We start from the raw sequence: 16032 nt of genomic DNA, 5'->3' as shown, positions 1-16032 counted from the left end.
ACATGACTAGATCAAAATGGATAACCGATCGCAAGATTAAACATCAGATTATCTTTTCGCCATCTTGAACTTCCAAAGTCGATATCCTTAAATATCCAACGCTCGCCCTTCGGTAAATAGGGGATACGGAACGGGATGGAAAAGTCGGTACGCAGGATCAGAAAGGTAAAATCAAACCGTAATCCCAAGCCGCCGCCGACGGCTAGTTCCTGCAGGAAATCCTTGCTGAATTTACCGCCTGGCTTGGTCTCATCGTCCCGCTGCAGCCATACATTCCCAGCATCGATAAAGGCGGCCCAATGGACAGGACCAGCAATTTTTGCCCGGTATTCGGTATTCAGCTCCAGCTTGATATCGCCTGTCTGATCGGCATAGAAAAGTCCATTGCCCAGCCTTTCCGGAGCTACTGTGCCGGGTCCGATCGCACGTGCGCCAAAGGCACGGATACTATTTGGTCCGCCCACATAATATTGCTTAAGATAGGGCAGGGAACGCGAATTGCCATAGGAGTAGCTCATCCCTATACTCACCCGTGATGCGATCTGTGAATTTTCGCTGAGCTTGAAATAATGCCTGCCATCCACACTGGCTTTGATATACTGCGAGAAGTAGGCGTCAAAGAGTTTAAACGTTTTCCCCTTGTTAAAATCCGCCCCTTTGATAAGCCCCAGGATATTTCCCGACAGATCCAGGTTTCCCTTAAAATAAAACGTATTGCGCAGGTGCTTTTTCATGGTGTTCTGAAAGGTGAAGTTATAATTGGGTCCAATTGTGAATTGGGGATCGATTACATGCCGCAGCGCCGGAATGGTATCCATCTGCATCTTGTAGCTTTCCGATATACCTCTCGGCTGTACATAGGTGATTTCCATCAACGCCAGATCATGCTGTTTCTCTTCGTTCTCTTGCCAGGTATAACCGTAGCTCAGCGCCATCGAATTGAGCGTATAGGCTTTGCGCCGGTTTAAAAATTCATAGCGTGCCTTGATATAGGTATTCGGAATATATTGACGGGAAGGATTAATGGTGCCAAATGGTGTCAGTATCCTCGGGAAGGTCAAGGTTGCCTCGGTACCGTAGCGGAAATAGCTGGAGTTCAGATCGGCATTACCACCCGTTTGTATTTCGTAACCACCAAATACGTTGATATTGAGCTTCTCGGCGCCCTTAAAGGCATTCCGAAGAGTCCAGTTGACATTCACTTCGGTCCCATTGTAGACGGAAGCCATTTTTCCCAGCAGTTCTACACGGATGGATTTCTTCGGCAGGGGAGTGAGGTAATAGTATACATCCAGCGCATTGGGTACTTCCTTGCTGTCCACAAAGTTATTTTTGACAAATTTCCAGCTGTTGAGATTCACCAAGTGGCTGATGGTCCTGTTGTGGGCGTCGCGGTTATACAGATCGCCCTCCTTGAAAAAGATATGATTGGCAATTACTGGTTTGCGGAAGGTATGATTTGGGTCAATAAAATAATAACTGCTGTCAAATAGTTCGGCATGCCGCGGTGACTGCTGGTAGCCAGCTCCGGTTTCGGTATAGTTTGGGAAAATATAGATCTTGTTGATTTTGGAGGCAGTTCTTGCCTGTTCGGGCGTTTCCTTTTTTACGGTCACATAGAGGTTGACTTTATGATCCCCGATAGTGCTGTCGACCTGCACCAGGATATAGTCTGGGCTAAAATAATAATAACCCTTATTTTTAAGGACGTTGTCGATGCGGTCGCGTTCATTGAGCACGACATCAAGACTATAATTTTTGCCCACCTGCAACAGGCTGCGATCAGAAGTTGCGCGGATATCGCGTCCCAGCTGCGTGCTGCTGTCGACATCAAAAGTGACGGATCTGATCCGGTAGATCAGATTGGGCTTGGCGGTATAGTCTACCGTAGCTTTTTTATTTTCGACGATTGTATCCGAAGTAACTTCCGCATTGAAAAAACCGATATTCTCAAGCCGGTTGCGCAGCAGATTCTCATTGTACTCCCTGTTAACCTCACTCAGCAGTACGGGTTCTTCACCTATTTTTTTAAGAAAACGTTTCAGAAAATTGCTATTGGCGGTGTCGCCGGCCATATTGTTAAAATACAGCTTGTAGGGCAACCCCAAAACGCGCTTGTTGGGCTTCGGACGTAGCGATTCAGCTAGGTAGGCCGCCAGCTTTTCTTTGTTTTTCTTTGAAATGGTATCGGATGCGATGTTGACATTCCCCTTCACGTACAGGCTCTCACCTTCGGGCAGGTTTTTAGTCGACGAACAGGAAGCAATCAGCCCGCTAAAGGCAAGCAGGCCAATAATCGATTTTAATTTAATTTGCATGGTAATTCCTTTCCTCGTCTTCATTTTTAATCGCTGTGGTTCTGATGGTATCTGAATTTGTAGGCATACTATTTTTTTGCCCATTGTTTGCGGTGCTGTCTATCTGCTGGCGGCGCTGCTGTTCTTTTTGCTGATCTTCTAGCTGTTTTCTGTATTCCGGACTATGGAGCATCAGGCTATCACGGATCACCGTGCGGACACTGTCCCGATAGGCCGAATCTTGTTCCATGCGGTCTACGTCAAAACGTTTCCTGAATTTCTTGCTGCTGGTATTGTAATATTCTTTGAGCTTTTTGGAACGCATAAAGATTTCCTTAAATCGGTTGTAATCCATCGTGATGATAAAACCGATTCCGGTTTCGACAAATTGCCCCTGCAAAGTAACCTGATATTGGTTTTTGCGGTAGAAGCGTGCAAAGTAGCGCCCGTCCTGCGAAAGCTGATAATCCAGCTGTATGTCGCCGGCGATATTATTGGCAGCTTCACCGGGACGTGAATTTCCTTCTACTTCAAAGTTAGATCCGATATTGACCTTCAGGCGGTCGTTGAGCAGCATTTTGGAGACGCCGATATTCAGGTCGGTACGCGTCTGGGCCGTTCCGGTGCTGTAGTCATCTTCTGATGTCAGGTTGAAATCAAGCTCAACGCCTGTAATTAAATCTGAGGCCAGCCTGTTCAGCTGTGAGCTTAAAAACGAACTGACACTATTTCGCACAAGAGCTTCTGTGCCGCCACCTCCGGAAAGGCTCTCAAATGGATTTGCAGACATAAAACGCCCTAGCACAATCAGTGAAAAGACTTGCTTGTTGAGATCGGAAGGATTATCACGTAAGGTGGTCAGTGCATTGTCTACCTTACTGATGACGTCCTGTGATACGATGGCATTATTAGCATTCAGGTCGATATCAAAATTCAACTGTGGCTGAAACAGTTGGTCTGAAATTTTCAGCAGCACATCGAAAGGGATCTTCTGTTTGTATAAATTGGCATTCTGCGTGCCGAGCTGTGGTGCGACAAGTTCCAGGGTAGGAGCTTTTAAGGTATATGCTGCGGTAATATTGAGCTGTGCATCCAATGGATCGCCATTCCAGGTAATCGTACTTCCTTTCTGAAAGGTAAAGTCTTTTTTCACAGGTCCAAAACTGAAAGAATAGCTTCCCTCCTCCACGGTAAATGTTCCCGACATCGTTATTTTACCACTGGCATCCATGCCTGCATTCAATTCAGCCTCGCCCTGAATGTTCAGGGCATCCTGCGAACCGGCGTCAAGGAGAATCTTAAACTTGGCGTCCTTATCAGTTTGCAGATTCAGATCGACGTCTATTCCTGTAAGCTTTGTTACAGTCATAGAATCTAATCTGGCAAGCATATTTGCGGTAGCCGTATCCCGTTTATCCACAAATTCGACCACGCCCTTCCGATCGGCCATGCCAGGATCATTGTTTGGCATCACCATGGTAAAATCAGTGCTGTCGAGAACCTTGATGGTTCCGTCCACAACCGGTTTGTCTAGATTTCCGCCGATCTGCAGATCGGTGCCAAGAAACATTTTTCCATAAAATAGATCATTGTCTGCCTGCGTGGAATTTAGTACTTCAAAATTGTCCATGACGATGTTGAGGTCAAAGTCAAAATCGGTATAGGTCTGGGTATTGACAGAACCGCTGACCTGGGCAATATTGCCTCTGCTGTCTTCGAGTTCAAATTTGGGAAACGATATTCCATTTTGATCAAAACGGATCTGTTCATCCTTTGCTTTGAATAGGGCATTGAGCATGGCCACATTGAACTCGGCTTCCCTGAAATTAAGGTCACCCCTAATCTGTGGTTTTGAAGGCGATCCTGCTATTTTTAGCTGGCCCTCCAGGTTGCCCTTGGCATCCTTCAGATTTCCCATGCTGAATGCCTGTACCGTCTTCATCGTCAGTGGCGCGATATCCAGTGTGAAGTCGAGCGTTGCGTCGCCTTGCGGCGGATTGATAAAATCACCGCTCAGGACGAGGTTGTTACCATTTTCGGTAATGCTCACATGGGCATTGTAGGTGTTTTCGCGTTCATTATTGACTTTGATATTGACGTTGCCCACGGTATCTTTTCCGAAGTAAAACTTATCTACGGTCATATCTGCAATAAAAACCGGACTGCTTTCCAGTCTAGATAGCGTCGTTTGTCCGTTTATGCCGCCGCCAAGATCCAGACTATCACTCATAACCATCTTGCTCAGGGTCTCGATGCGGAAGTTTTTAAAAGCCACATCAATTGGTGAGTTCAGGATGCTGTCCTGAGAAGCGATGCGCAGTTCCTGTCCCTTGTTGCTGAGGACAAAATTATTAGCCAATAGGCCGGCGCTACCAAATTTTAAGGTGTTGTTGGGCGCCACATCCCACTTATCGTAGTTGAGCATTAAGCCGTCCTGTAGTAAGCTGAATACAAATACACCATCTTTGGCTTGCATATCGGCTCCCAGATGATATTGTTCTTTATCATGCTTATCCTTGATCCACAACCCCATATTAACCGTATTTTGCGCGACCTTTCCACTAAAAACGGTGTTGGTGAGTTCAATGCTGCTGACTTTAACTTTATTGATCAAGGCCGAATAGTAGAGGGCACTGTCCAGGCTGTTAATATCTAGGGTAACATTGTTGATCTCGGTACCACCATAGACCACGCGTGGTGCATCTAATTTGGCCGATAGGTTTTTCGATGTACTGTTAAAGAGACCATCCAGGGTAATGGCTTTCATTTCCGTCAGCTCAGGAAGAAAGTCCTGAATGAGTTTATTACGGGTAAGTTGTGCTGAAAATTCGATGACCTGCGGCGAGTAGGGCGGAATCTTAACCGGCTTTTCGGGTTTATAATACACTTGCAGGAGATCTTGGACCGCACTCTGCAGTTCCAGCATTTTGTACTTGCCGACCAAGTGAGCATTTAAAAAATCGGACCGCAATACCAACTGATTACTGCTAGTATCGGCCTTGGCCAAGAGGGAGACAGTATCCAGTGCATAACGATCAGTGTTATATCGGATCAACGAATTAGTAATATGTGCTTCGCCATTCAAAAAGTCTGGATCTGCAGTGCTGAAGTTACCGCTCAGCTTGCCCCGGTAGCTGACAGCTTCCTGCATCAGCTTTAACTTTTGTAGGTTGATGCTGTCGGCCACTAGTTCGAATGCTATTTTGGGATAGGTAGAATTCATATTGGCCGTGGCATCCAGTTTTAGTTTAATATTGGGATCAGGACTTAGAATATAAGCTTTTATGGCGCCTTTATCGGCAGACAGATTCATGTCGATATCATGATAGCGGTAGCCCATGGCATCCATGCGGGTGACTTTACCATCAAAGTTAGCCATCAGTTTTTTTGGATCTGTGCCTCTGCCTTTGATTTTGCCTTCGAAAGAAAGAATACCCAGCGTACTGTCCATTTTCATGATTTGACCGATGTTGAGGTCGCGAATGCTTACTGCTGCATCATAGATGGTATCTCGCTTGGTCATTTGGACCTTTCCGTCTAATTTGGCTGTGCCTTTTTCGGTCACCAATGCAAGTTTTGTATTGAAGGCAGTCATTCCGCCTTTAAATGTGCCACTAAGTCCAATGGTGTTAGGTAGCTCGATACCCTGAGGCAGCATAGACTTGGAAACCAGTTTCTCGATATCGGAACGGCCTGTGGTAAGTTTTTTCAGGTTGAGGTCTACCGACAATTTATTCATATCGGGAAGTCCTTTTAAATGAAGACTAGCAATCAGTCGGGTATTGGAAAGTGTCCTAAAATCGATATTCGGTATATGCAGATCATCGACACGGCCAGTTACGCGGGTATCAATATAAAACTTCTTGTCCAACAGCGGCTTCATTACCTGCATGGTGTCCAGGAAGGGCGCGAGAAATAGGATATCGCGCATATCAATATAACTCTTTGTGATGTTGGCATTGACCGTGATCAGTTCTGGCTTTTTGCCGATGATATCCAGAGAAGGATAACTTAGCTTAACGTAATCTCGAATCAGGGTGCGGGGAGTTTCGGCATATAGATTTTTAATTTCCGCACCGGTATTGCTATAGTTAAAATCAGCCTTCAGCTGCTTGATGACAAAACCGGAATGGTCGGCAGCGATAAGCTCTTTCAATGATCCACTGATGGAATCGGCGCTGTAGTAGAGATCAGTCAGCCTGGTTTTGAGACCCGGCATTTGGATGTTAAAATAGTCGAATCCCTTGATGCGGGGCTGGTTGTCGTCTTTAAATCGGATACTGGTATTATTGATGTTAATGTCTTTTGCCGAAACGACCCAGTTCATCTTTGTGGCGCTGCTGCTGTCGGCTTCAACTTCGCTGGTTTTTGCTGCTGAGACCGAAGACTTTTGGATTTTTCCCAGCAGTACATTATTATCCGAACCGTCGAGATCGAGCTTTTGGATGTCGACAAATTCTTTGTTGAGATCAATCTTATTGATAGCGGCATAGAAGTTTTTCAGGATAAATTGAGATTTAAGTGCACTCGATTCATCTTCATAACGAACCAGCACATTACTGAGCTCGGCTACCTGTATGCCTACATCAGGAAGGAGGGATGTGGTTTGTGCAGTTTTATCGCTGATCCCAAAATCTTCAACCGAAGGGCTAGAATTATAAGTTGTTGGTTTCCATTGTTTTACCGTTGCATTTAGCCCGTCGACTTTAATTTTTGGTAAGTCAAAGGCCATGTTTTTGGTCAAGTCAAATTTTTTAATATTGGTATTTATGCTGCCGAGATATACATCTGCACTGGTGCCGATAACCTCGTCGGCATAGACCACATGTATTTTTGAAAACTTAACCTTATCCAGGTTAAACAGCAGTGTCGAAGTCGTGTCTGCGGTAGGCTCACTTTCCTTTTCAGAGGCAAAGGCCTTAACAATATAATCAAAGTTAAAGGCACTGTCTGGCAAGGTGCGACGTATTTTGGCGGTAATTCCATCGGCTTCCAGGCTTTGGATTTCCACAGTATTCTTTAATAGTTTCAGCATATTGATATCAACCGCTATGCTTTTGCCGGCAACTAAAGTATCCTTACTTCGATCTTCGAGATAGATATCTTCCAAAACCAATTTTTTAGGAAAGTCAATATTGATATAACCAATTTTGACAGGGGTGCCGATCTTTCCTTCGACATAATGCGTTACTTTTCCAGCAATATAATTCTGTATTTTGGGTAGGCGTAATAGGAAAACGATAAGAATAAAAAGCGTAATTATTCCTCCGATAATCCACAATATTGTTTTTAAAGCAATCCGGGCAAATCTGTTCAATGTGTTGTTGATTTAAGTTTACAGATAGGACAACACAGAACTGCAAATGGTTTGGATATTGTGAATTGATATCTCCGCCGATGTATGTTTAGCTTACCACAGCAGCCAGGTAAGAATTGCTAGAAAACCGCCGCGAATAAGTAATTCCTGTGTCAGCTCTTCCCGGTCAAGTTTATACCAGCTATATTTTTCATAATATCTCCTGATGGTTTGTCTATTCTTTGCGTGGATGTTTTTATATGTTGCTTTCATAACCGATTTGTATTGATTTTCTACAAATCCTGCAATTTTAATGCAGTTTATATGACGTTAAAGGGATTTCAGTAGTTATTTTGTGAGATAGGTTATAAAATACTGGCGGTTTGGGTATTTTAACGAGTCAATTCAGGAAATACGGCCCGATAAAACAGCTATAAATAGACATCAGGTATAGATAAGTGCTGTTATCTATACCTGATGTAATAGTTATACCTGATTGTCCTATAGTTCACTGTTATTGTCAAGCGTACCCGGCTCATGTCCGGTACCTTGCTCATATCGGGCAGCCACTCTACGGGTGCGCTGCCTCTGATCTGTAGGAAGACTTTCCGTCTTTTTCCCGCCGCTGTAGAACGTATCTTCACTAAAGTGATAATGATCATAGAATTCAGTCGGGTGATAGCTGATGTCGCTCACGATAAAACCCACATCGCCGGTGCCTTCAAATACATGACGTATACTAAGTTCTGTTTCGGGATCGAGCTGATCCTGTTGGTAAGCAGGCAATCGGATTAACTGATCTTCACTGACGGATATCACCACCACTTCGCCATCGTCGGCAGGATTATACAGATAATCCGTTGCGGGTTCCTCTGTTGGGATTTCGTCTACCGTTAGGATTACGCTATGATCGATCGGCTCAACAGCTGGGGTCGTGTAAGCTTCTTCATTGCTGGGCTGAATCTGTGTGCCATCGTAAAGTGACGCCAGCCCAATGGGAGCCAATACCTTTTTATCTTCGTCAATAACAAATTCGGCGTCATGGAGATCGATTATAATGTAACGGACCTGTTGGCTTTCAGGGTCAAAGAGCAGATCATCTACCTTGCCGAGCAGTTGACCGGCCTCATTCTTTACTTTCCAGCCCCGGATATCAGGTTCGCCCTCGACAATTTCGTAATCGCTTCCACCGAGTTCAATTAAATGATTATATTTTTTTTCTTCTAATGCCATGTCTTCAATTTTTTTTGGTGATCAATTCGTATATGCAACGGAGGTCTAAAGGGTATCTCTTTGCGGCGCTGTTGTGTTAATGCTTGTATCGGGAGTGGATTTATCTAACCTAGCGTCACTGTTGTAACGGTTTATAAAATACAGGACCAAGCCCAGCGCGATAAGTGAAAGCAGCAGCCATAGCCACCAGGGGGCTCCGTTTCTCGGTTTTACTTCTAAATGTGCCATATATACTTTTTTAAAAAGAACAACCGCTACTTGGCTTCGTTTGAAAAATTTTGAGTTGGGCAGGATTGCCGGGTAAAGAATATCAGCTGGAAAACGGTCCAAAAGTCAGAAACGGATCATCGGCATACAGGATGCTATTTCCGCTTGAGACGATTGATTGGATAAGCGGTATTCCATTTGAAATAATTAAGTTTGTGGTATAGCGCTTATAAAAAATGCAATCTCTTTATTTCTATTGGTTACTTGTCTGTTCCTTCGTGGGTACGGCTGTTTTCGGGCAATCGCTGGATTATCCCTCTTTTCGGAATATTTCCTTGGGAACGAATGCAAATACAGTCCATTCTTTTGCACAGGATAGCTTGGGGATGCTTTGGCTGGGAAGTAACAATGGGTTATTTAATTATGATGGCTATGCGCTGCAGCCGCTCACGGGGACCAAATCTCCTTTTCAGACTTTCGTTTACTGCATTGCACTGATCGATAATAAACATTTCGCATTGGGGACGGGGCAGGGGGTGCTGCTCTATAACTATCAGTTCGACCGATTTGAATCTTTTCCGGCAGGGGGACCTGGAGATGTCAGGTCTTTGCTACTTGTTGACGACACCTTGTGGATAGGTTCAATAAGTGGTTTGTATTGCTATAATACCAAGACACGTAAACTTATTGATTATCATAATTTATTTCCAAAAAATAAATCAAAAACCGCCGTGTATGCACTGGAAAAGGTGGGCGATAGAATCTTAATCGGTACCTATAATGGACTTTTTGAGTTAAATCCAGCGAGAAAAGATATTGTGCCTCTACCGCTCCCAGATTATAGGCCGGGGAGTAATCAATTTGTGAATTCTATATTTTCTATTCCGGAATCGGCAAGTACCTATGTTGGAACAGAATACGGCCTGTATCGCTATAATACTAAGAACCATACGCTTCAGAAAACTCCGGTATTACAAAATCATCCCATCAAAGCGATGGCTTCCAAGGATTCCAATACCTTGCTTGTCGGTACGGATGATGGTCTTTTTACGTATCAGCTGGATCAGCAGTTGGTCAAACGGATTAAACATGATTCCAGGAATAGAAACTCGCTGGCTAATAATATAGTGTGGAGTATCTTTAAGGATAGGTCGGAAAATATCTGGCTGGGTACCGATCTGGGATTTTCCTTATGGTCCAACCGCAAGGTGGAAAAAATACTGCCGATCTATCAATTGACAGCGAGCAGCGACGGCAACCGTTTTTATAAAATTAACAGGGATCGCAATGGCTGGTATTGGCTGGGAGGCGATAATGGTTTGATCCGTGTACGTGGGCTGGACGACAAAAATACGGAAAGCAACTGGTACCGTATGGATGCCAAGACCTATCGTCTGGCACACAACCGTATCCGGGATATATTTGAGGATCATACGGGATTGGTGTGGATAGCCTCCGACGGTGGCGTCAATGTGTTTGATGCACATACGAAACAGTTTAAAACCTTTACAATTGTCGATGCCAGTGGAAGACGAAATGCGAAATGGTCGTACGACATCTTGCAAGATGGACAGGATAATCTCTGGGTGGCCTCCTATATGGGTGGAATATTTGTCGTCAACCGAAGTCGTTTATTGGAGGCGACGGGCCCGGTCATAGCAAACCGTAATTTCAGTAAAGCTGACGGTCTTCTGGAAGATTTTGCCAATCAGATCGTTGACAATGGAAGGGGGAAGATCTTGGCGCTGTTCTATAATAAGGGGATCAGTAGCATTGATGTGGCCACAGGGAAAATAACGGAGCTTAAAGACAGCGCTGGGCATGCATTGGATCAGGCGACCTTTATGCTGAAGGATGGGCAGCATACGGTGTGGGTAGGAGAACATGGCGAATTGAGGCGTATTGCTCCGGACGGGAAAAATACATTGGTTCGTTTTGATCCTGTTGGTAAAGGAGAAGTAACTGCCATGACCGAGGTCAAAGAAAGCATCTGGTTAGCAACGAGTACTGGAGTGTGGCAGGTTAATAAGCAGAGTTTAAAAACTGAATTATTAAGATACGGGCAAAGGATATCCTCGATGTATTACGATGCAGATCGGGAGGAAGTGGTGCTGGGCGGAATTGATGAGCTGGTCCTGTTGCCCGCGCAAAATGAGCTATCGGATCTGGATGGTTCCAAAAAGATTGTGCTCACCGCAATGTATGTCAATAATGAACGTTTCGGTAATTACGACTATGGCTTACGGTATAAAAACGAGATTGCTTTGGCGCATGATCAGAATAACCTTCGGCTTGAATTTTCCGATTTGGATTATGGAAATCATTTGGGCTATCGCCTAGCTTATGCTTTTAAAGGAAAAAATGAAACCTGGATTCCGATGGAACGGGGTGATAACAAAGTGCTCCTGTCCAACTTAAGTTCGGGTAACTACGACCTTCAGTTGGCTAAAGTGGATGTCGCCGGTCATGTTGTGTCGAAGATTTATACCTACCATATTCAGATCCGTTATCCATGGTATGCAAGCTATTGGGCCAAAACTGCTTACGCCCTCATTGTTATTTTCCTGCTATTTTGGGTTGTCAATTTTTTCAGGGTTCGCAGTACGCTAAAATGGGAAAGGCGCGAACGGAGGAAGGTACTTGAGCTCACAAAGATGAAAATGGACTTCCTGACAGCTGTGTCGCATGAGCTGAAAACCCCGCTAAGTCTGATTTTGGCTCCTGTCAGCCAAATGATTCGGCAGACAAAAAACAGTGACAAAAAGAAGCAGTTGGACGGTGTTCATCGAAATGCCTTAAAAATAAGCCATCTCATTCAGGAATTGATGACTTTTGATCAGGTCGAGCAGCAGCAGACGCCCTTGCAGGGCTTGCTTACCTCTCAGGTGGATCTGGTCGCTTATAGCAGGCAAATTATCACTGACTGGCAGCAGGTTCCGGAGTACAGTACCGTCCATATTGACTTTGTTGCCGATGTAGAGAGCTTTTTTATACAGACCGATGTAGCCAAATTGGGGTCGATTCTCAACAACCTCATTGCTAATGCCTGTAAGTATAATCGTCCGGAGGGTGGCGTGGAACTGCGGCTGAAAGTAATTGGTCCGGATGTAAAGCTTGTCGTTCGGGATACGGGAATTGGTATAGCACCTGAAGACCTACCTTATGTCTTCAGCAAATTCTATCGTTCTTCCCTGAAAGAAGTGAGTGCTGTACAGGGGACGGGCGTTGGTCTGTACCTGGTCAAAAGTTATTGTGAGCAGTTGGGCTGGAGCATTGATATAGCGAGCGATCAAAAGGGCACAGCCGTAACGCTTAGTTGGAAACATGACCATGTAAACGATAAGGATGCGACCGATAGCATACCGGTAGGGGGTAAACGAAAACTGCTCATCGTAGAAGATAATGCCGAACTCGCTGATTTTTTACGAAATGCCATGCAGTCGCATTACGATTGCCGCATTGTGAGTGATGGTAGCGAGGGCTTACGCTTGATCGACGGACATAGTTTTGTGCCCGACATTATTCTCACGGATGCCATGATGCCCAATATGGGAGGAATTGAAATGGTGAAAAAACTACGACAGAATATCGTGACGGCAACTATTCCGATCATTTTGCTGACAGCACAAGACGATGAGCTGATCAGACGCGAGTGGGTTGCCGTCGGCATAGATGCTTATATGGCGAAACCTTTTGATCTGGACCTGCTCCAGATACAGCTATTGCAGCTCCTGGATAGGAAAGATAAGATTGTCGCTCAATTGCGTATCGACGAAATCAGTAAACCCACAGAAGCAATAGCTGTACATTCACCGGATGAGAAATTCCTGACTAATGTGACGCAGCTGATCGAAGAAAATTTGGACGATTCGGAATTTTCGGTACAGCGGCTCAGTGAGCTCACTGATGTCGCCGCCAGACAACTCCATCGTAAAATTAAGCAACTAACAGGCTATACACCGGTGGAGTATATACGCAGCATTCGTATCAAAAAAGCAGCGCTGTTTTTACAGCAAAAAAAGTTTACCGTTTCCGAGGTGATGTATATGGTTGGATTCTCCAATGCTTCTTATTTCTCAAAATGCTTTCAATCGGAATTTGGGATGTCACCAAAGGTTTATATGGAGGGTTATTTGTAAATTACTGATTTTTAGTGCTTTTTGTTGTGTTGGGTGCTGAGAGATGTCCAATTTGTGTTGTTCTTTGTCCGATATGTGGCCTTAAAAAATAATCACGTTTGATAGGTTTGTAAGAGTAATAACCAAAAAATTATAAATCGATACAATCCATGCGTGTAATTATTTTATGCTGCTTTGCTCTTTTGGGCTATGTCAATTCTTACGCTCAATCGAAGGCTATTAAAAAGGTCCCTACAGTTTTTGTCGACCGTGAAGGTGTCATGCGCTGGTCCGACTCCAAAGCTGAAGCTTCATTTTATGGCGTCAATTATACCGTTCCTTTTGCCCATGCCTTTCGGGCTTTGCACGATAAAGGCTTCGATCGAAAGCAGGCTATTGATCGCGACGTTTACCACTTCGCCCGTTTGGGATATAATGCTTATCGTATCCATATCTGGGATGTAGAAATCTCCGATAAAAATGGTAACCTGATCAACAATGAGCACCTTGATCTATTGGACTATCTGTTCTTTAAACTTCAGGAGAGGGGAATTAGGATCCTGATTACGGGAATGACCAATTTTGGTAATGGTTATCCAGAAAGAAATATAAATACAGATGCATTTACGTACCATTATGATAAGTGTGCGGTTCATGCTAACCCACAGGCGATAGCTGCACAGGAAAAATACATTACCCAATTACTTCATCATGTCAACCCGTATACCGGAAATGCTTATCGGACGGACCCTTACATCATAGGCTTTGAAATAAATAATGAACCTTGCCATACAGGTGCCATTCAGACGACGTCGGACTATATCGGTCGAATGGTGAAGGCCATGAAGAAAAGCGGGAATAAAAAACCGATTTTCTACAATGTAAGTCATAATATGGAACATGTTAAGGCTTATTTTGATGCTGATATCCAAGGCACAACTTATCAATGGTATCCTGTGGGACTGGTTGCTGGACGGGAACGTCAAGGGAATTTTCTTCCTTACATTGATCAGTACGACATCCCTTTTTCAAACTTGAAAGGCTTCGCCAACAAAGCGAAAGCAGTTTACGAATATGATCCTGCTGATAATCTTTACAGCTATATGCATCCCGCGATGAGCCGCACATTTCGTTCGGCGGGATTTCAGTGGATCACTCAGTTTGCTTACGATCCGATGGATATTGCAGCCTATAATACCGAATATCAGACACATTATCTCAATTTGGCTTATACACCGGCAAAAGCACTGAGTACCATGATTGCTGCAGAGGTGGCTTATACGATACCGAGAAATAAAAAGTTTGAACATTACCCTCAAGACACCCTATTTGGCGATTTTAGCGTTAGTTATGAGCAGGATCTCTCCCTGATGAATGCGCAGGATAAGTATTTTTACACCAATAATACGACTGTAAGCCCTTTAAATCCAACAAAATTGCAACATATTGCCGGTCATGGTTCATCACCTGTGGTGGAGTATGGCGGATCTGGTGCTTATTTTTTAGATCGTCTGGAAGATGGTCTATGGCGTTTGGAGGTTATGCCGGATGCAGAAAAAATCGCTGATCCTTTTGCAAAGCCATCGCTCGATCGTGAGGTGGTACATATCCTGTACCGGTCACAGATGATCGATATTCGGATTCCTGATCTAGGCGACCTTTTTACCGTCCGGTCACTGTTAGGGAAAAATGACACCGATGAAGCTATTTCAGTCGCTAAAACAAGTTTTAGCGTTGAGCCTGGAGTATATCTGTTAAAACGTAAGAATCTCCAGCTGAAAAATAGCTGGCTAGCTTCCTCGCCCTGGAAAAATGGCCATTTGGGCGAATATTACGCGCCAAAAACTGAAGCGCTGAAGCAGCCTTTATTGATACACCAGCAGCCCGAAATATTGGAAAAAGGGCGCTCTACTAAATTGCAGTTCCGTTATGTTTTTGAAAAACAGCCCGATTCCATTATTATACAAACGGATCAGGTTTCGTTTTGGAAAGATCATAATCCCTACATCAAGTTGATCTCCAAAGATAACTGTACCTATGAAGCGGACATCCCGGCATCCTTATTAGTGGGCAATGAATTGAAATATACAGCTACTGTGTTTGTGGGTGGTGAAAAAATCACCTACCCAGACAATCAGACTGGAGCCCCACTGGAATGGAATTATCGCGTCAATAGTTATTGGACGGTTGGCTTATATGAACAGCGCGCATCTATAGGGCTTTTTGAGTCCTTGTCCAAAGTCTCTTCTTTGGAAACTTTCGCTATTCCAGAAACGGCTTACATGACTGCGCAACGGGAGCATCATGATCTCAGTAAAGTTCCTTTTTGGACCTATACCTTTCATGCCAAGGATTCGAGGGTACAGTATTTTTGGGTAAAAGATATCAAATCGACAATTGCTGAACGGCCTGCGGATATTGCTGCTGCCACAAAGCTCTGTATACTCTTGAAACATGAGGGCGGGAATCCGCTACTGAATGCTGGGTTTGTGACAAAAAAAGGGTATACCTATGTGGATAATATAGCTATTGGGGCATCCGGCGAAACAGTGGTCCGTATGGATCTAGCCGACTTAAAGCTCGTGCCTACGGCTTTGCTACCTGCTCCTTATCCTGTATTTCTTGAACGGTTTTTTAAGCCCACGGTTCCGGTTCAATTTGACAAAAGGGATATCGAAAAACTAATCGTTTCAGGCGAAAAGATGGAAGGGGTGGCACTATCCATAGCTGCGATATGGCTCGAATAGCGATACAGCTGCTTAATGCCACCGATTAGTAGGGCATGGATAATAATCCGTCAGGCTGTAAGGATCAAGGTTTGGAGCAGGACGACGACCTGAAAAAAACGGCTACGTTTTTTAGGGGAAGGCTTAACAAAGCG

At 44.3% G+C, this 16032-nt stretch carries 7 protein-coding genes; 2 read left to right on the top strand and 5 right to left on the bottom strand.

Annotation, left to right across the window (positions count from 1 at the left end; all coding sequences use genetic code 11):
- Positions 1-11: 11 nt before the first annotated feature.
- The 5 genes from tamL to K2F45_RS19395 form a co-directional block, all read right to left on the bottom strand.
- Positions 12-2342: a translocation and assembly module lipoprotein TamL gene (gene tamL, locus K2F45_RS19415; protein WP_248932131.1), complete on the bottom strand. Its 2331-nt coding sequence runs from the start codon at positions 2340-2342 to the stop codon at positions 12-14.
- On the bottom strand, positions 2308-7614 hold the full coding sequence (locus tag K2F45_RS19410) for a translocation/assembly module TamB domain-containing protein (RefSeq protein WP_248932130.1): 5307 nt from the start codon (positions 7612-7614) through the stop codon (positions 2308-2310). The genes tamL and K2F45_RS19410 overlap by 35 nt, the downstream gene beginning before the upstream one ends.
- A 93-nt stretch (positions 7615-7707) precedes the next feature.
- A complete protein-coding gene (locus tag K2F45_RS19405; protein ID WP_182983870.1) occupies positions 7708-7866 on the bottom strand; it encodes a hypothetical protein in 159 nt (52 codons plus the stop codon).
- Between the two features lie 228 nt (positions 7867-8094).
- Entirely contained in the window at positions 8095-8826 is a 732-nt protein-coding gene (locus K2F45_RS19400) for a PRC-barrel domain-containing protein (protein ID WP_248932129.1), read from the bottom strand.
- Between the two features lie 45 nt (positions 8827-8871).
- On the bottom strand, positions 8872-9054 hold the full coding sequence (locus K2F45_RS19395; RefSeq protein ID WP_248932128.1) for a hypothetical protein: 183 nt from the start codon (positions 9052-9054) through the stop codon (positions 8872-8874).
- Positions 9055-9269: 215 nt separating this feature from the next.
- Here K2F45_RS19395 and K2F45_RS19390 point away from each other — a divergent pair, with 215 nt between their 5' ends.
- Both K2F45_RS19390 and K2F45_RS19385 read left to right on the top strand, forming a co-directional pair.
- Positions 9270-13172, top strand: coding sequence for a hybrid sensor histidine kinase/response regulator transcription factor (locus tag K2F45_RS19390; RefSeq protein ID WP_248932127.1), 3903 nt, complete (start codon positions 9270-9272; stop codon positions 13170-13172).
- Between the two features lie 149 nt (positions 13173-13321).
- Positions 13322-15898 carry a glycoside hydrolase family 5 protein gene (locus K2F45_RS19385; RefSeq protein ID WP_248932126.1) on the top strand — a complete coding sequence of 859 codons (2577 nt, stop codon included), beginning with the start codon at positions 13322-13324 and terminating at the stop codon, positions 15896-15898.
- Positions 15899-16032 lie beyond the last annotated feature (134 nt).

The sequence above is a fragment of the Sphingobacterium siyangense genome (assembly GCF_023277505.1).
In the GTDB taxonomy this organism is placed as follows: domain Bacteria; phylum Bacteroidota; class Bacteroidia; order Sphingobacteriales; family Sphingobacteriaceae; genus Sphingobacterium; species Sphingobacterium siyangense.
This window is presented reverse-complemented; position numbering and strand designations above follow the sequence as displayed.